The organism is Flagellimonas abyssi (assembly GCF_019457905.1).
In the GTDB taxonomy this organism is placed as follows: Bacteria; Bacteroidota; Bacteroidia; order Flavobacteriales; family Flavobacteriaceae; genus Flagellimonas; species Flagellimonas abyssi.
In genome coordinates this window covers 18,998-36,673 of record NZ_JAHZSV010000032.1, presented here as the reverse complement: position 1 = coordinate 36,673, position 17,676 = coordinate 18,998, and the positions used below count along the sequence as shown (strand labels likewise).

Annotated in this window: 21 protein-coding genes; 10 read left to right on the top strand and 11 right to left on the bottom strand. The window is 38.8% G+C overall.

Annotated elements, in window-relative coordinates; all coding sequences use genetic code 11:
- Positions 1-20: 20 nt before the first annotated feature.
- The 5 genes from K1F36_RS16710 (at position 21) to K1F36_RS16690 (ending at position 5,443) form a co-directional block, all read left to right on the top strand.
- On the top strand, positions 21-1,376 hold the full coding sequence (locus K1F36_RS16710) for a TolB family protein (protein WP_220114857.1): 1,356 nt from the start codon (positions 21-23) through the stop codon (positions 1,374-1,376).
- 24 nt (positions 1,377-1,400) lie between these two features.
- Complete coding sequence (locus K1F36_RS16705; RefSeq protein WP_220114856.1) at positions 1,401-2,801, top strand: Gfo/Idh/MocA family protein; 1,401 nt, start codon at positions 1,401-1,403, stop codon at positions 2,799-2,801.
- Positions 2,802-2,997: 196 nt separating this feature from the next.
- Positions 2,998-3,267 (top strand): ArsR/SmtB family transcription factor, encoded by a 270-nt coding sequence (locus K1F36_RS16700; RefSeq protein ID WP_220114855.1) that lies wholly within the window; start codon positions 2,998-3,000, stop codon positions 3,265-3,267.
- 38 nt (positions 3,268-3,305) lie between these two features.
- Complete coding sequence (locus tag K1F36_RS16695; protein WP_220114854.1) at positions 3,306-4,346, top strand: LLM class flavin-dependent oxidoreductase; 1,041 nt, start codon at positions 3,306-3,308, stop codon at positions 4,344-4,346.
- Between the two features lie 98 nt (positions 4,347-4,444).
- Positions 4,445-5,443, top strand: coding sequence for a bile acid:sodium symporter family protein (locus tag K1F36_RS16690; RefSeq protein ID WP_220114853.1), 999 nt, complete (start codon positions 4,445-4,447; stop codon positions 5,441-5,443).
- 55 nt (positions 5,444-5,498) lie between these two features.
- Here K1F36_RS16690 and K1F36_RS16685 read toward each other — a convergent pair whose 3' ends face one another.
- Positions 5,499-5,726, bottom strand: coding sequence for a hypothetical protein (locus K1F36_RS16685; protein ID WP_220114852.1), 228 nt, complete (start codon positions 5,724-5,726; stop codon positions 5,499-5,501).
- A 241-nt stretch (positions 5,727-5,967) separates the two neighbouring features.
- On the opposite strand from K1F36_RS16685, the gene K1F36_RS16680 reads away from it, so the two are divergent.
- On the top strand, positions 5,968-6,501 hold the full coding sequence (locus K1F36_RS16680; RefSeq protein ID WP_207032121.1) for a lipid-binding SYLF domain-containing protein: 534 nt from the start codon (positions 5,968-5,970) through the stop codon (positions 6,499-6,501).
- 100 nt (positions 6,502-6,601) lie between these two features.
- Here K1F36_RS16680 and K1F36_RS16675 read toward each other — a convergent pair whose 3' ends face one another.
- Positions 6,602-7,096, bottom strand: a complete 495-nt coding sequence (locus K1F36_RS16675) for a pyridoxamine 5'-phosphate oxidase family protein (protein ID WP_220114851.1) — start codon at positions 7,094-7,096, stop codon at positions 6,602-6,604.
- Between the two features lie 391 nt (positions 7,097-7,487).
- Between K1F36_RS16675 and K1F36_RS16670 the strand changes: the two genes are divergently transcribed.
- Positions 7,488-7,628 (top strand): hypothetical protein, encoded by a 141-nt coding sequence (locus tag K1F36_RS16670; protein ID WP_207032125.1) that lies wholly within the window; start codon positions 7,488-7,490, stop codon positions 7,626-7,628.
- A gap of 150 nt (positions 7,629-7,778) precedes the next feature.
- Here K1F36_RS16670 and K1F36_RS16665 read toward each other — a convergent pair whose 3' ends face one another.
- From K1F36_RS16665 to K1F36_RS16645, 5 genes are all read right to left on the bottom strand, one after another.
- Positions 7,779-8,801, bottom strand: coding sequence for a helix-turn-helix domain-containing protein (locus tag K1F36_RS16665; protein ID WP_220114850.1), 1,023 nt, complete (start codon positions 8,799-8,801; stop codon positions 7,779-7,781).
- Positions 8,802-8,996: 195 nt separating this feature from the next.
- The gene (locus K1F36_RS16660) at positions 8,997-11,168 is read right to left on the bottom strand and encodes a sensor histidine kinase (protein ID WP_220114849.1); all 2,172 of its coding nucleotides are present in this window, start codon (positions 11,166-11,168) and stop codon (positions 8,997-8,999) included.
- A gap of 75 nt (positions 11,169-11,243) precedes the next feature.
- Entirely contained in the window at positions 11,244-11,711 is a 468-nt protein-coding gene (locus K1F36_RS16655) for a response regulator (protein ID WP_207032131.1), read from the bottom strand.
- Positions 11,708-12,271, bottom strand: a complete 564-nt coding sequence (locus K1F36_RS16650) for a helix-turn-helix domain-containing protein (RefSeq protein WP_220114848.1) — start codon at positions 12,269-12,271, stop codon at positions 11,708-11,710. The genes K1F36_RS16655 and K1F36_RS16650 overlap by 4 nt, the downstream gene beginning before the upstream one ends.
- 310 nt (positions 12,272-12,581) lie before the next feature.
- Entirely contained in the window at positions 12,582-12,935 is a 354-nt protein-coding gene (locus K1F36_RS16645) for a hypothetical protein (RefSeq protein WP_258539125.1), read from the bottom strand.
- 195 nt (positions 12,936-13,130) lie between these two features.
- Between K1F36_RS16645 and K1F36_RS16640 the strand changes: the two genes are divergently transcribed.
- Positions 13,131-14,162, top strand: a complete 1,032-nt coding sequence (locus K1F36_RS16640; RefSeq protein ID WP_220114847.1) for a helix-turn-helix transcriptional regulator — start codon at positions 13,131-13,133, stop codon at positions 14,160-14,162.
- A gap of 36 nt (positions 14,163-14,198) precedes the next feature.
- Here K1F36_RS16640 and K1F36_RS16635 read toward each other — a convergent pair whose 3' ends face one another.
- Positions 14,199-14,639 (bottom strand): DUF2383 domain-containing protein, encoded by a 441-nt coding sequence (locus K1F36_RS16635; RefSeq protein ID WP_220114846.1) that lies wholly within the window; start codon positions 14,637-14,639, stop codon positions 14,199-14,201.
- A 315-nt stretch (positions 14,640-14,954) separates the two neighbouring features.
- On the opposite strand from K1F36_RS16635, the gene K1F36_RS16630 reads away from it, so the two are divergent.
- Positions 14,955-15,155 (top strand): hypothetical protein, encoded by a 201-nt coding sequence (locus K1F36_RS16630; protein WP_220114845.1) that lies wholly within the window; start codon positions 14,955-14,957, stop codon positions 15,153-15,155.
- 47 nt (positions 15,156-15,202) lie between these two features.
- Here K1F36_RS16630 and K1F36_RS16625 read toward each other — a convergent pair whose 3' ends face one another.
- The 3 genes from K1F36_RS16625 to K1F36_RS16615 form a co-directional block, all read right to left on the bottom strand.
- Positions 15,203-15,811: a nitroreductase family protein gene (locus K1F36_RS16625; protein WP_220114844.1), complete on the bottom strand. Its 609-nt coding sequence runs from the start codon at positions 15,809-15,811 to the stop codon at positions 15,203-15,205.
- A gap of 140 nt (positions 15,812-15,951) precedes the next feature.
- Complete coding sequence (locus K1F36_RS16620) at positions 15,952-16,968, bottom strand: AI-2E family transporter (protein ID WP_220114843.1); 1,017 nt, start codon at positions 16,966-16,968, stop codon at positions 15,952-15,954.
- 28 nt (positions 16,969-16,996) lie between these two features.
- A complete protein-coding gene (locus K1F36_RS16615) occupies positions 16,997-17,236 on the bottom strand; it encodes a DUF7218 family protein (RefSeq protein WP_220114842.1) in 240 nt (79 codons plus the stop codon).
- Positions 17,237-17,476: 240 nt separating this feature from the next.
- Here K1F36_RS16615 and K1F36_RS16610 point away from each other — a divergent pair, with 240 nt between their 5' ends.
- Positions 17,477-17,662: a CsbD family protein gene (locus K1F36_RS16610; protein WP_220114841.1), complete on the top strand. Its 186-nt coding sequence runs from the start codon at positions 17,477-17,479 to the stop codon at positions 17,660-17,662.
- Positions 17,663-17,676 lie beyond the last annotated feature (14 nt).

Genomic DNA, 17,676 nt, shown 5'->3' with positions numbered 1-17,676 from the left:
CAAAACTAAACAAAGTAATCATGAAGCATTTTTTTCAACTTCGGGAATACGCTTTGGGCAATATATTGCATCTGTTCCAAAGGTATTTCCTGCTTTTTCTTGGGCTTCTTATAAGTTCATCCATGCATTCCCAGAACGATTCCATTGCCATCATCAAATTATTGGAAAAGGAAGGGCTTACTTGGCGTATGGGCGATAAGGAAGCACATGCAGATTGTTGGATGGAACGAGCCTACAGTAGCATATTGGTATCCACTTCGGATGGTCGAACCATCGATGTCCCAACAAAGACCATTATCGACCCACCGTCCAGCATGATAGGAAAGGGAGGATTTGCCTTCCATACCAATCATAAAATGAAAATTGATGAAAACATAGCCTGGGTAACCCATGATGAAGTTTCAGTGGGAACCAATGGTAAGGAAACCCTATCCAAAGAAGTCCGGTTTCTGGAAAAATTTGATGGCGATTGGAAATTGGTAGGACAATCCAATCATTTTTATAATCATCCCCCAGAAAATAAAATCGATACGACCAGTTACATTCAAACAGTGGATATTGAAACCGGTAGAATCGAGACGGTTCTTACTATTGACGACCACTTTGAAGCCCCAAACTGGCATCTTGATAATTATCTGATAGTCAACAGTAAAGGAAAACTATATACGTTGGACCTAAAAACAAAGAATTTAGAGCTATTGGATACCGGTTTTGCCGATCAGAACAATAACGACCACGGTATTTCCCCAGATAACCAATGGTTGGCCATAAGTCATAATGATGTAACAGACCCATCACCAAAGTACTATAAATCAGTCATTTATGTGCTGCCCATTGAAGGTGGCAAACCTAGAAGGATCACCTCAGAGGTGATGTCCTTTTGGCATGGTTGGTCTCCCGATGGAAAACGATTGGCCTATTGTGCCGAGCGAAACGGCAATTATGATGTGTATTCCATTAGCGTTGATGGTGGAAAAGAAAAAAGGTTGACCACGGCCGAAGGCTTGGACGATGGACCCGATTATTCACCTGATGGTAAATACATTTACTACAACTCGTACAAATCTGGACATATGCAGATTTGGCGCATGCGAACCAATGGTAAAAAAAAGGAACAATTGACCTTTGATGAAAACTCGAACTGGTTTCCGCACCCATCTCCGGATGGAAAATGGATTGTGTATATTGCATACACTTCTGACCAGAAACAAAACCATCTATTTGGAAAGCAGGTCAAACTAAGGCTTATGAATGTTGAAACAAAGAAAATTAAGGATATTACACCTGTATTTTTCGGTGGACAGGGTACCATAAATGTGCCCTCCTGGAGTCCGGACAGTAAAAAATTGGCCTTTGTGAGTTATTCCGTCAACTAAACCATACATATTATATCAAAGTACATGAAAAACAACGATCAGAACAAACGACGAAAGTTTCTACGGCAAATTGGAGCCACTACCCTGGCTTCTGCCGCTACCCCATTTGCTTCTTTTGCTGCCCAAGAAAAAGCAGAGGAGAGAATCTTGAGATACAACAGGACATTCTCGAACAACGACACTGTAAGAATCGGTGTCATCGGATACGGTGTACAGGGCCATTTTGATTTAAGGACCGCCCTACAGATTCCCGGTGTTGAGCTTGCAGGTATCTGTGATATCTACAAAAGTAGATTGACTCGTGCCCAAGAGGAATTTGGAAAGGATTTATTCGTAACCCGAAGCTACAAGGAACTTCTGGCCAAGGATGATATTGATGCCGTTCTGATATGCACCACCGATGTATGGCACTCCCAAATTACATTGGATGCCCTTGCCAAAGGCAAACATATTTACTTGGAAAAACCGATGATGCACAAAATTGAGGAAGGTTACCCAATGATGAAAGCTGCGGAAAAATCCGGAAAAGTGTTTCAGGTGGGCAGTCAACGAGTGAGCAGCGTTGGATATGCTAAGGCCAAAGAGCTTTTGGTTGCCGGTGAAATCGGTGACCTAAATATGGTTCAGGCAGCTTGGGACCGCCAAAGTTCCATTGGTGCTTGGGAATATACCATCCCGGATGATGCCAGTCCAGAAACTACCGATTGGGATACCTTTACCGAGGTGACGGACAAAATGGAATTTGACGCCAAAAAATTCTTTTGGTGGAGAGCTTATAAAGAGTTTGGTACGGGTGTAGCTGGGGACCTATATATCCATTTGTTGAGCGGAACCCACTTTATCACCAATTCCAAAGGACCGGAAAGCATCTACAGTACCGGACAGTTCAGCTATTGGAACGATGGCAGAAACATGCCCGATGTTATGTCCGGGGTAATGCAATACCCAAAAAGTGAAGAGCACCCGGCATTTCAATTAAACCTTCGGGTAAACTTTATCAGTGGCACGGGAGGTCAGGAAGTAATCCAGTTGATAGGTTCTGAGGGCACCATTACCATTGACCGTAATGATATTATTGTAAGTTACAGCAAAATGCCTGAGGCTCCAGGTTTTGGAGGATACGATTCCGTATTTACTTTTCCAGAGGCTATGCAAGAACGTATGAAGACCGAATACAACGCCAAATGGACCGAGGCACAGCAAAAAAGACATCCGAAAGGTGATGTAATCCATAAAGCACCTGAGGGATATAGTGACCATTTGGACCATTTCACCAATTTCTTTGATGCCATAAGAGATGGTAAAGAAGTAGTTGAAGATGCCGAATTTGGCTTTAGGGCCGCAGCACCTGCACTAGCTTGTAACACGAGCTATTTTGATAAGAAAATCTTGCAATGGGATCCCATAAAAATGAAATTGGTATAAAATAATTTCCCATCATCTTTTGGAAAGAAGAAGGAGACAATAAGTTAATTTTTCATTGGTATCTCAGATTGTTTTATCATTGTTTGGGGTAGCTTATTGTCTCCACCAAAAGTTATGGTTATACTAAAACCTTAACCAGCCTTTGTTGTTCTCTAACTTATTGATACATTTGCATGTTTCAATATATTATAGCATTTTGAACTTAAAACAAATAGAACGGATTTCGAAAGCGCTCAGTGATGTTAATCGCCTAAAGATTGTCCAAGCCATACAGTCCTGCGATGGCAAACTTGAATGTAGTACCATTACAGCGTCCTTGAACCTTTCACAACCATCGGTTAGCCATCATATCAAAAAATTAGTGGACGCCGACTTAATAGAGCCCCAAAAAGAAGGTAGGTTCTACTTTTATACCCTAAACCATGAGGTTATGGACAGTTATTTGTCATCACTCAAAAAGCTATAATTTTTTTATTTCAACAATATATCGATACATATAAATATATGGATTCAAAAAAAATTGCGTATTCTATTTTAGAATTGGCTGTTCTCCCAAAAGGAAGCACCATCAACCAAGTCTATAAAAATACCGTTGCATTGGCCCAAAAAGCGGAAGAGTTGGGCTATGAAAGAATGTGGTTTGCAGAGCACCACAATATGCCCGCGATTACCAGTAGCGCACCCGAGATTTTGATTGGCCATGTGGCGGAGGCCACCACCAGTCTGCGCTTGGGCTCTGGAGGCATAATGCTGCCCAACCACTCCCCTTTTGTTGTTGCTGAACGCTTTGGGACATTGGCCAACTTGTACCCAAATCGTATTGACCTTGGTCTTGGCAGGGCTCCCGGCACCGACCAACCTACTGCACATGCCATAAATCCTGGTTTTATAGAAGCCACTCATTCCTTTCCCAAGGATATTGAACAGATTCAACACTATTTTTCAAGTGATAACCATACATCAAAAATCAGGGTGCCATTGGCCGAAGGATTGAATGTACCCATTTATATTTTGGGCTCAAGCACCAGTAGTGCCAGATTGGCCGCCCAGAAAGGTTTGCCCTATGCCTTTGCTAGTCATTTTGCAACGGCACAGCTCTTCAATGCCTTGGAAATTTATAGAGACCAGTTTCAACCATCTGAAGCTTTACAAAAACCTTATGTAATTGCAGGCATCAATGCAGTGGTTGCGGAAACGGATGAGCAGGCCGAACGTTTATATACTTCTGCGCTAAGGATGGTCATCAATATATTATCCGGAACGCAAACACAGTTTATAGAACCTCCTACGGAGATGAGCACCAGTCTAAAGGAAGTAAGACAACACCCGGCCATTATGCAAATGACCCGCTACAGTTTTGTTGGGAGCAAAGAAACCGTAAAAAAACAGGTGGAAGATTTCCTTGAGCAAACCCAAGTGGATGAAGTTATTGTCTCTTCTATGATGTATGATAGCGATGACCGTATAAAATCGGCAGGATTGTTCGCCGAAATCATGAAGGACATCAATAAGAGCAATAGAGTTGCCAAAACATCTTCCTTGTAGTTTACCAAAAGTGTAGTCAAGAATTGAAACCAACTTTTAAAATCACCTATGGAAACCCGATTATCAAGCATCCATAGCCAACTTCCCCAAAGGGCCGTATGAAAAAATCAATCAAAATTGACAAATTTGTGGTAGGTATAATCCTAGTAATAATTTTGGCCTACTTTTTCCCAGGTCTTGCCAGTAGAGAGAGTACGGTTCCTTTAGATACTATTTCAGGAATCGGGATATCGCTCATTTTCTTTTTTTATGGACTAAAACTCAATCCCGAAAAAATAAGGCACGGATTAAAAAATTGGCGTTTACACATTTTGGTGCAATCCTTCGTGTTCCTAATTTTCCCATTATTGGTAATTGTTTTCTATCCACTGTTCAAGTCGAGTGATTTTTTACATATCTGGCTTGCATTCTTGTTTATGGCTTCCCTCCCCTCTACCGTATCCTCCTCGGTGGTGATGGTTTCCATTGCAAAGGGGAATATTCCCGCAGCAATTTTCAATGCAAGCATATCAGGATTGATTGGCATTGTGGTAACGCCATTGTGGATGGGCATTTTCTTGGAACATCAATCAGGTGATTTTAGCCTATTGGATGTCTATACCAGTTTGATATTACAGATTCTATTGCCCGTATTTCTTGGATTGTTACTACATCGATATTTGGGCGGGTTTGCTACACGATATAATAGTTATCTGACCCTTTTTGATAAGTTGGTGATTCTATTGATCATATATGTAAGTTTTGTGCACTCTTTTGAAGATGGAATCTTTGACTCAGTGAAATTGGAACAGCTGGTCCTGATCTACTCAGGGGTACTTGCCCTATTCTTCTTGGTCTACTTCATCATAGGCCGGGTTTCCAAACTACTGAAGTTTTCAACAGAGGACACCATTACAGCACAGTTCTGCGGCACCAAAAAATCCTTGGTACATGGAACCGTTTTCTCGAGCATCCTATTTCCCGCTTCTTTTTCGATAGGGATAATTTTATTGCCGTTGATGCTTTTTCACGTGACACAGATTTTCATCATCAGTATTGTTGCCAGTAAAGTCTCCAAACGTGATGATACAGGGGGAATAGTCACCTCTAATCAATAAAGCAAATAGAACGGTAAGGCTTAACAACGACCATTTTTGGCAAACAAGCTGCCATTTAATCAATGGAGTCTTGATTCGTGGAATCAGTCTTTATGGCGGCACTATCTTTTGTTTTATTGGATTCGGACCATTCCTTATACTTATCCATACTTTCAGTTTGGGTCTCTTTGACCTCCTTAAGTTCTTCTCCCTCTTTTGGATGATTTAATTTTTTCTCCCGGCAGGAAGTGGCAAGAGCCATCAAAAGAGATAATGCGAACAATAAACCATACTTCTTCATCATTATTTTTTTTAAGATTATATAGAAAAATAATATGTCTTTCTCTTGGACATGGTTCTTATCCGTTCGAAAATTGTCTTGATTCAAACAACCACACAAACTACTGTTAGTCAATCAGAAATGAATCAATTTTTTCTTGGAAAAAGCAAATATCCCCCTTCAATCTCCAGTATCTTGAAACTGGAATAAGAGCTGGATGTTTCCAGTTTTATTTTAAAAGAAATATTAATAAAAAACACACATTATGAAAACTTTGAAAACAATAACCGTATTGGCAACTTTTTTTGTTGCTTTCGGAACTTTTGCCCAAAACAGTAAGGACAAACAAATTATTGAAGATGCCAAAAAGGCTAAAAAACAGCTCATTGCAAAAGATGCGGGACTTAAAAAGTTCTTTGAGACATCCACAGGGTATGTAATTTTCCCAAATGTTGGTGAAGGTGGCTTTATTTTAGGTGGTGCTTCGGGAAACGGAGTGGTATATGAGAACGGGAAAAAAGTAGGAATGGCCGACATGAAAAAGATTGATGTTGGGCTCCAAGCAGGAGGCCAGGCTTTGACCGAAGTTATCTTTTTTGAAACTGAAGACGCATTAAACGAGTTTAAAACCGGAAGCTATGCTTTTTCGGGCGACCTTTCTGCCATTGCCGTAAAATCCGGAGTTTCCAAAAGCGCAGATTATGACGATGGTGTTGTAGTATTTGCCATGCCTAAAGCGGGACTTATGGCAGATGCCTCTATCGGTGGCCAAAAATTTGAATATGTTCCTTTTCAATAGGATGTAATATATAGCTAGCAAAAAAGGTCGGTACTTCTACCGACCTTTTTTTTACCCAGAATCAAATTTATGGTTTGATTTTGGCATCCGAATATACGTTCTATAAGTTCACAAATCCCTTTTCACTGGAACTGGAAGACACATTGCCTTCCTCTGCTCCAAAGAAGGGTACCAACTTGCTGTTCTCGTTATCCCAGAAAAAAGCATTTTCCATATTAACGCAGATGAGTGTAAGGTCGGGGTCGTCCTTACCTTCGAACCAATTGAGCAAATGATGGTTCCATAGTTCCTCTTTTTTCTGTTCGGCTATAATGTGTGTTGCGTTTCCAAAAATGGACAAGTATTGCTGCTTGTTGTCATCGTTATAGATTATCTGAACCCGATTGTCTTCCTCGATATCCTTAAAAAGTCCACTATCCTTGGAAACAAAGAACCAAAGGTCTCCTTTTTCATCCATTTGTTGGACGGTCATCGGGCAGACCGAAAATGGTATGGTATTTAAATTACTGGCCATCATCACAGTTTTCTGTTCATCAATCAAAGTCCTGACTTTTCTGAGGCCTTCTTCATTTTTCATATAATTTCTCTTGTTCATCGTTTTTGTTTTTATGTATTATTGATTCAGTTATATCATCCGGCCAAGAAGGGCTCTTACTATATTTTCATCTACTGGCCCCGCTCTGACCATCATCTACTTTAGTTTGATGATTGCATTTGGATGATTTCATAAATCTAACCGAAATACAACTGTTGGTTTTGCTCTTTAGATAATATGTTGGACGTAATCAAATAAATCACAATATTTCCATTCAAGATTCAACATACTCATATTCAATATATTACCTGCACACATTCACCATATACGGCAATCTTTCAACCATTAACGTCAAAAAGTCCGTCGTATGTGCTTTATATTAATATTGATGATGAACGGTACTGGGAAACGGCACCATTAAAATGAACTTTTAACCTTTAAAAAAATAGTTATGAGTATTGCAGATAAAAGAAAATTTAAACGAAAAGTAAAACAGAACAATCCAACAAACCCTACTGGTAACACCAATATCGATACGAACAAATTTGATATTGATGAGAATACCATTAAAGAACAGCAGAATAAAGAATAATAAAAATAACTGTTAGTAGATTAAGAAAAAAGCTCTCTTAAAGAGAGCTTTTTTAATGGTAATAAGTCCCGCAAGGAAACTATACTAATAAATGGATAACATAATTATGTTATGAATATATAGAGATACAACACTAATGTTGCAATTATTTTATGCTGAAATGGCAAAGCTTCTCTGTTTGTCCTTATACTCTTTGGGACTACAGTTATATTTTGCTTTAAAGATTTTTGAAAAATAACTTCTACTGATAAAACCAATGCTGTAAACAACCTCGGAGATGTTCATATCGGTGGTCTTGATTAGATTCTCTGCCAATCGCACCCTTACATCCCTTATATAGTCCGTTACCGTTGTCCCGTGCATCATTTTAAAGCCTTCTTGCAATTTTGAAGGTGATAAACCTCCTTTTTTACAGAGATATGCTACAGATAGCTGTTTTTCGGGATAGTTATTAATAAAGACGGACAGTTCCCTTACAATCTCTCTTTCCTTTTTTGTCAACGAGGATTCTTGTACCGTCGCATTCTTAAGGTCATCGGAATGCTGCTGAATCTCTAGGGCCAAGATCAAATGTACCAACCCTTCTATCATCAACTTTCTAGCAATCCCGGTCACGGATACGGTATTTATTTGACGTACCTTTTCCGCTACTTTTAGGTTGTAAGAACCTATGTATGCAAAATTGTCCACAACATTATCCTTGAAGAACAGTTTTTGAAGTTCATGGTTTAAATGGTTCTCGTTTCCCGCTCTTTTGGTAGGGCTTACGATAACCAGTATCATTTTAAGGCGCATGTCCTTCTCAAAATAGAGAACATTGTCCTGTAACGTTTTGCTTGTTAGAATACCTGTCTGAAAATTTTCCAAATCATGTTTTTTACCTTTGCGTCCAAAGCTGTGCGACACTTGACCTTGTGAGCAATAGGCAAAACAAATTGGGGTATATTGGGTGGAACTTGCCACCAACATAACATCTTCCGTGAATTCCATGTCAAACTCCATGTAGGATATGCCTCCTTTAAAAGAAATGCCTTTTATAAGGCCTTGCCCTAATGGATTGTCTATTTCGAGAATATGCTCCTCCGCATCATGTGTTAGGTTACCTGCAAAATCTGCTTGCAATTGTTCGAATACTTGATGGATTTTTGCTGTTTTTAGGGATATCGTTTTCATGGCTTATTGTGTTTTAGGTTGTTTTCTATTACTGATTGATAATGAAAAATCTTGTTTTGTAAAGATCACCTACTAAGCCACAAAGTATTTTATACAACTTTTGGATTCTGTTATAGAACTTTTTGATATGCCCGGAAATAGTGTTAAAAAGCTCTTAAACAAGCTTTTTGATAGAGTCTTTGAATAAGTTCCGGACTAAACAGGAAGGTAGATGGTAAAAACGGAGCCCCTGTTCTTCTCACCGGAGGCGTGGATAAAACCGTGGTGGTTCTCCACAATTTTTTTGCATATGGCCAACCCGATACCTGTGCCGGAGTATTGGGTCTTTGAATGTAGCCGTTGGAAAACTTCGAAGATTTTTTTGGCACTTACATTGTCAAATCCGATGCCATTGTCGGTTAAACTTATCTTGAAGTAGTTTTTAGCGTGTTTTAGGAATTCTTCTGGCATTTGATCATTGGCAACCATTTCCGATGTTACCTTTATCTTGGGCGCTACTTTGGGATTTCGATATTTTAAGGAATTGGACACCAAATTGCCGAAAAGTTGCTCAAGCTGGAAACCCACACCGTGTACCATTGGTAGATTATCCCAAACGATACTTGCATCTTCACCTTTAATGCGCTCTGCATTTTCTTCGCTGACCTTTTTCATAACACTGTTAAGGTCGACTACCTCAAAATCATCGTGGGTACTATCTATTCGAGAATAGTTCAATAGGTTACGAATCAAGGATTGCATCCTGGCCGCTACTTTGTCTATTCTATCAAAATATACTCTTCCCCTCTCGGACAATTTATTTTTTTCCTCCCCATCAATACGGGATATAAACATTTGGATTTTTCGCAGCGGCTCCTGTAAATCATGGCTTACCACCCTATTGAACGATTCCAGTTCCACATTGCTGCGCTCTAGTTCAAGATTCTTTATCCGCAATGTATTTTCTGCAGCTATCTGGTCGGATACGTCCTGTACTACACCGATCATTACAGTTCTCCCATCCTTTTGTATAAACTGACCCTTGGTACGTATGTGTTTTACTTCTCCGCTTTTAGATATAATTCTATATGTATGGTCCCGTGGTTCTTGCTTTGCTCTATGCCATTCCCCGTATTCATCATATTGCTTCAAATCATCCGGATGCACAAAACTCCTGTATCGTTCCAGTGATGGTTTAAACTCGTTTGGTTCGCACCCCAATATTCGGTAGTAGTTTTCGGATATTTCTGCCTCCCCGGTATCTAAATACCATGTATAACTTCCAATTTTTGCCACCTTCTTGGCCTCGGACATAATAAAGTTCTGAACTTCCAGTTCTTGGTTGGCCCTTAATAGGTTTTCCTTGGCCTTGTACTCCTCTGTATTGTTTCGCACAACTTCCAATATTCCCCCATCCATTGCCCTAACAAAGGTGTGGAACCAAAATTGTTGACCCTCCACGGTAACCTGACGTTCGAAATCTATGGTCTTGTTTTCAAGAAAACAATCTATCATCCGTTGCAGTTCGTTGTTCTTGAGAACAAACGGAAAAACATCGGTTATGGGCTTTCCAAGAAGTTCATCCGGCTCTAGGTTTAAATAATCCCTATTGCATATATTGGCGAAGGCTACCCTAAAATCGACCACCTTTGCATTGGAATCGTAAATGGGCTCATAATAGTTCATTATGTTATCGGTACTCTGAACAATGTTCTGCAACAAAGCCTCAGAGGATTGAATTTTGTTTTTGTGCCTCCGTAACCTGAAAAATGCTATAGTGAACATAACAATGGAAAACAGGGCAAGGAACAATGTGGTTAGCGGCGTAAGAAAGGTAAGCCTCCTATAGGTCACCAATTTGTCCTGAAGAAAGTTCTCGTTATTCGCCAGCATATTTCTCTTGAATCCCCTAAGTTTTTTTAGGATGGAAGCTGCTCTCTCCACATACACCATGGCGGTAGAATCTGCCTCCATTGGCTTTACCTTACCGTGTAATGCGGTCAGGGTCGTATGTAGGCTATCCTTTAACTTTGAAACAGTATCCAAATTTCTCCGATGGTAGGGCATCTCCTTGACCAGTCCATACAACCTATCGAAGGTTCTATCATTTTGCAACTTATGGTCTATGTACGATTCTTCAAAAGTTGAATCCTTTAAAATCACAGATCTGAACTCGGCAGACTCCATCAGGTCATATTGGGTGAACAACTTATTTATTTCTTTGTCCACCGTTAAGGAATGGGATACCATCTCTGCGGAAACTTCCAGATCTCTTATCTGTTTGAACAATACGGTGGTAATAAAAAGAAGCAATACTATGGCCAATGCCAAGGCGATTCTGTCCACTACGGGTGATTGGGCTATGCGACGAAAAATCTTAAAATCCATTAGTAGTTGCAGTAACCTGTTTTAAGGTTTTATTATAAGTAGCACATAATTAAAACATATGCTGCTCAATTTTGATCACAATCGCAACAAAAAATTATCCCGATTGAGGTTAGAGGTGTGGTACTGCCAGTTTATCTGCAAAACCTTCTCTATGGAATCCCTCAATTTACTAAAGTTATTGGGCTTGTTCAAATAAACATTGGCTCCATTGACAAAAGTTTCCTCGATATCGTTTTCGGAACATGAAGTTGAATATATGGCAATGCACACATCATTGAGCTTTGGATTTGAACGAATCTCCTTTAAACACTGCATTCCATTTTTAATGGGCATGTTCAAGTCCAAAAAAATCAAATTCGGCAGAATAATGTTAGGAAGGTTCAGGTAGTCCATCAATTCCTGTCCATCGCTCAATAACGATAGTTTTGTTCGGATGGAAATATCCTCAATAGCTTCTTGAAAAAATAAGCGGTCGTCCTCATCATCATCGGCAAGGGCTACATTTAAAATCTGTTTGCCTGAATTGGAAGGAAATTTATTCATATAGTTTGTTGTATTCTAGTACCTCTTCGTCTTTCCAATATTTCTTGAAACTTGGTAGGTGTCAATCCCGTTATTTTCTTAAACTGTCCGGACAAGTGCGCTACACTACTATAGTTTAAACGATAGGCTATTTCTGTTAATGTTAGGTCGGTGTCGGCCATAAGGTCTTTGGCATGGTCGACTTTTCTGAGAATCACAAAATTCTCTATTGATGTATAGGTTGTTTCAGAAAAAAGGTTGGAGAGATAGGTGTAGGAATAGTTCAATTTATCAGCAAGGTACTCAGAGACCTTTTGCGATTTTAACTGGTCATCTTCCAACATCTCGTTTATGGTATTCTTTATTCGTTGCACCAAAGCTGTTTTCTGATCGTTCAGGACATAAATGCCATATGCATTCAAATTATTTAACAATTCCTGCATCTCTTCATCAGAAATTGCCCGCTTTATCTCTATCTCACCAGTACCATGAAGCAGGTGGGGAATATCCAATTTATCCAATTGCTCCTTTAAAATGGTTTTACAAGTGATATTTAAATCATATTTGACACTAATTTTCATCCTTCTCCTGCATAATTTGGCAAAGTCTCTTTAAGGCCGGGGCAAGCCATTGCAAGTATAGACTAAATTTAAATAATTATTTAACACAATTGCGGTGTTTTTGGCCAATATTGAACTTACCGCATAAATGAAGGGAAGAATGTCTTGATGACCTATTCAATACTCTAATACAGTGTCTTTCCTTAAAAAAAAACTCTGTTTAATGGAACATACATCCACGTTACCGTTAAGAAGAAAATAAATACTAGTAGAAGGGTACTAGAATTTTTGAAAGGAATTTTGCAGATTCGTTGTTTATTAAATGGAAAAATCAAGAATCAATGCTTGCCTTATCGGAAACATTCTCATCGGGAATGGCCTTAAAGAATTCGGCTGCATCCAAATCGGCATTGGGACCATACCCTAATAAATAGGTTCCTTTTTTTCCATCATTGGTTTCCAAAACATATAAAATTGACATGTCCGACGGGTTGCTCATACCTTCATAACGATGGTCGGCAACAATATGGATGTCTTCCGGGGAATAGGTTGTTTTAGAATTGGAAGCAATCAGTTTTCCTTCCTCGAACCTAAAATTGGCAGTATATCCCTTTTCTTGATATGCTTTTATATAATCCTTTTCGTGCTTTGCGTTTTCATTTTCCATCCCTGATGCTATTTTCATCAAATATGGGGAAATACAACTATTTTGGTTGACACATTACCTAACATTCTTGACCCATTTAAAAATAAAATTGGCACATAACTGAAAAATATACGTAATTAACAGTTTAAAACTAAATAATAGTGTCTTTGGCAATCTTCTTTTTACAAGTTGATCATAGCCCGGCCATAGCCTACTGTCTTATAGATTATAGCAATGAGCGTTACATTTGAAATACGTGATACGGACACCAAACAATTGATCAATGATCTGGCCGATAACCTTAAAATAGATGTCGAGGAAGAAAACAACGAACACTGCCTACGTTTACCCTCCAAATTGGGTTCAGGGTTCGTTAAGGGCACTTGTTTTGAAAACGGAGTGGGCGTTTTGGAATTTGATTGCCAACTAAAAAAAGAACTGGTACTGGAATTCAAAAAAGGATTGGTACACCCTTTAAAACTTATTTTTAACAGGGAATCCCCTATTGTGCACAGGTTCGATGAAATCGATGGGGAGCATGAAATACAACGATTGGAGAACGCTATTTTATCGAGCACGCCACACAATAACCATATATTCCGTTTTCCGGCCAATCAACCCATTTGTGTTTATAGTTTGGAGATCAACAGGAAACTTTTTGAGGATAAGATCAGTGAGTTCCTTCCTGAAATGAATACAGATTTAATGGATCTCTTCCGCGATCTGAACGGTACCCAACTGTTTTATCACAAATCCCATTACAGTCTGGAAATTGCAAAGTTTATGGAAGAATTTACAGAGTGTGATCTAACTGATTTTATGAAGACTGTATATCAGGAAGGCAAGGCATATGAAATACTTTCACATCAGTTACAACAGTATCTAGATGACCTGAACGGGTCTGGAGAACATAAAATACTCAGACAGGCCACCCTATCCAAAATTGAAAAAGCTGCAGAAATAATCCATGATGAGCTAAACAGAATGGACAATATTGTTAGTTTGGCCAAAAGAGTGGGATTGAACCAAACCACATTGCAACTTGGGTTTAAAAAGCTTTACAATGCATCGGTAAACGAATACATCCGAAATTACAGGATTGAAAAGACCAAAGAATACCTGGAAAATACCGACATGAACATTACTGAAATAAGTTATAAGGTAGGGATAAATTCCAGAAGCTATCTTTCCAAGCTCTTTAAGGAAAAGTACAATATCACACCAAAGGAATATCACACTCAGGTCAAAAATGGCCATTCAAAATAATTTTCTATTTTGATTTAATCTTTACTTGTACAGTTTTTATGATTGTGCAATCTTTCCCAATCTTTTTATGATGTTCAAGTCATTGGAGATTTTGTTCATTTGTTGGCGAATGATTACCTCTACACTGGAAGGCAGATCTATTTCCTGCAATACCATTCTATAACTATCAAGCGTTGCTCCCTCGGCTTCTATGGCTCCTACAAACATAGGCTCGTTCCTGTTTATGGAAAAATCCATCCATCCCTGTTGCAATGTTCCTGCGGAGCCTACGTTTTCCCTTATTTCTTGATTGAACTTCATCATCTCTATTTTCAGTTCATGCCCAAAATGACAGCGTTCCTTGGCCTTATCGAAAAAAAAGTTTTTTAAAGAGGGACTATCGGCTAATTTCCCCGCCCTTTCAAACTCATTTTCAGAAATATATATTTTTTCCAGAAGATTATTGAGTTTCTTCCCCAGTGATCGAGAATAGTTCATTTACTTTTGATTTTAAGGGGGATGGCTTTATCGGGGGGAGTAAGAATTCATCCTTATAACTAAAGATACTTCAAAATAAAGTTCAGCGACTATCTCAGAAAAAATGATTGTTGACCCATTTGATCAACATATCTGTACAAAGAACACAAAAACATGCCCATTGCTGTCTTAATGGAAGCACAGGGGTTGACCTCCACTTTTTGAGTCAATATTTTTTTTGAATATGCTAAGGCAAAAAAATAAAAACCTATAGTTTCACCCAACCAATGATTAATCATTGGAATAACCTAGCCATCAACTTTAAGATGACTCATTATGAATAAGAAAGATCAAAAACAGCCTCAAGAAAATACGGAACTGGTTAAAGATGAAAACAGCCCCAAACGAAACTATATTTTCCAAAAAAGTGGTATTACCAAACTAGGATTTGTAATCATATTGGCTATACTCATACTCATCATATTTGGAATTGTTCTTTCGGGGCTCTTTTTTGAAACACCGGACTTTGCTTCCTAGGCATTGTACTGGTATAATGTTTTACCTTTGGTCGGCTGAACCTGGATTCAACTTTCCCAAACTTCTTTAAATACAAAGTCTTCTTGGGGTATTCTTTGTCGGTCGGCCTGCTCGCTTTCCTGAAGTTTTTTGGGCAGCTTATCCAGTTGTCCACCATAATATCCTACAGCAATAGCGGATGAAACATGGTATCCGTCCGGCACATTGAATTCTTTCTCGGCTTTTTTCCAATCCACACCGGCCATGTGGTGCAGTCCTATATCCAAATATTGGGCTTGTACGGACATACTGCCCAAGCAAAGCCCCAAATCGTGCAGCGCATGGAAGTTTTCTTTTCCTTCATCCGTTGTTTCTTTGTAAATGGCCAACATTAGCAAAGGGGCTTCTGGAGCCCATTTCTTGTTAAAATCACTTAAGCAATCTACAATCTTTTCAAAAGCTTCAGAGCCTTTTTCGGCATAAATGAATCGCCATGGTTGCAAATTATTTGAACTGGCGGACCATCGTGCAGCTTCAAAAAGTTGATTCAATTGGCCTTTTTTAATTTTCTCTTCCCTAAATGTTCTGGGGCTATATCTTTGCTTTAACAAAGCAAAAATTTCGTGATCGGTATCCGCTATTTTACCTAGTCTGATTTGTTCCAATTCTTTTTTCATTGCTCTTTTTTATTTAAGTATACTTTTATCAATTCAGATCAGTTGTTGCTAAACCTTATTATTTTGACGCTATTGCATTAAAGAAATCCCATCGGTCTTTTTTGAACAAAATCAAGTTCAATCAATCTTTTGCCATCACGTTATTGAACATCTTCTTTACCATACTCCCTTTTGTAAATCCTTACGATTACTAAAAACAGATTGATTAGCAAAGGGCCAAAAACCAGGCCTATGAATCCAAACAGCGGTATTCCCACAATAACCCCTATCAAAGTGATCAGCGGGTGCACATCGTCCAGTTTTTTGAGCACGTACAATCTGATGATGTTGTCCGTTAAGCCTACCACAACAATCCCATATATCAGAATCCCCCAAGCTTGAAAGGTTTGCCCATTGCTCAGGGAGAGTATAAAGACCGGAAGGGTTCCTAAAAAATTACCTACAAAGGGAATCATTGAGCCAATGGTAACCATGAGAGCCCAAAAAAATGGGTTTTCGATTCCAAATATCAAGAAACCGATCAAAGCAACAACTCCTTGGGCCAAAGCCACCAATGGGATTCCCAATGTATTTGCTTTGACAATATCCCGTATTTCCTCTCCAATAATCGTTAGGTTCTTGTTGCTTATGGGAACATAATCAAAAAGAGATTTGTAAAGTTTTTTTTGATTGGTAAGCATGTAATACAGAAGAAAATACATTATGGATATGGCGATTGCGGTATTGAAGGTACCCCCCACAAAACCTTGCAGACTTCCCGACAGCCATTCAGATACGGCAGAAGCATCTACTTGTGAGCTGAACTTGTACCCCACTAGATTTTCAAAATACTGTATTTGCGATTTTATAATGGATGTGAGCTTTTCCGAATTATCCAACGCCTTACTGATTTTGTTTCCCAACATTAGCAAGGCCCCCGAAATCGGCAACAGTATAATAAAAAAGGACATTACCATTAGCAAACTGGCAGAGAGTACTGGATTCCATCCTTTGCCTACCAATTTTTTCATTGGCTTTTTCAATAATACAAACAACGTAATTGTTCCGAGTACTCCCGAAAAATAGGGCGCCATTTCCAACATGATCAACCCTCCGATCAATAAAATTAAAAGGAGAATAAAAATCTGGCGGATTATTTTTGGGTGGATATATTTCATAAACTTATTTAAATTGAAATCGCTTTTATCAGTGGTTTCTCAAAGCACCTATGAGCTCTTTTTTTGACATTTTGGAACGGCCTTCTATACCTACCATCTTGGCCTTTTTATATAGTTCTTGCTTGGTCCATTCTTCATAAGGGCTTGCTTTCCCTCCTTTTTTTCCTGAATCCGGTGTATTTGCAATCCGGGCCGACTTTTCTTTACTGTAGCCCTTATCCCTCAGAGCTTCATACTGTTCTTCATTTTTTATTTGTGGATTTGGCATAACACTAATTTTTGATTTGTTATAAGATTTAATACCTGACCTTTTCAAAATTTAAAAAATCAAGTGGGTATGCTTGCCCCATTTGACTTTTTTATTGTCTTTATAGGCATAATCAATCCTTGATAACCGTAAAAAAGATCAAACTTTTGATTGCGTCAATATTTTAAGTTTCCGAGGTGATCTCCCGCGATGGAAAGAAATACATTGGATGTATAATTATTAATTTAAAATTTTACAGATATGAACAACGATCAATTAGAAGGCAAGTGGAAACAGGTAAAAGGAAAGTTCAAAGAAAAATATGGTGAGCTTACTGATGACGACCTGAAATATTCTGAAGGAAAGTTTGACCAAATGTTGGGAAGACTTCAAGAAAAGACAGGAAATTCCAAAGAAGCTTTGAAAAAGGAAATCGAAAAATTATAGGTTAAACCGGTTTT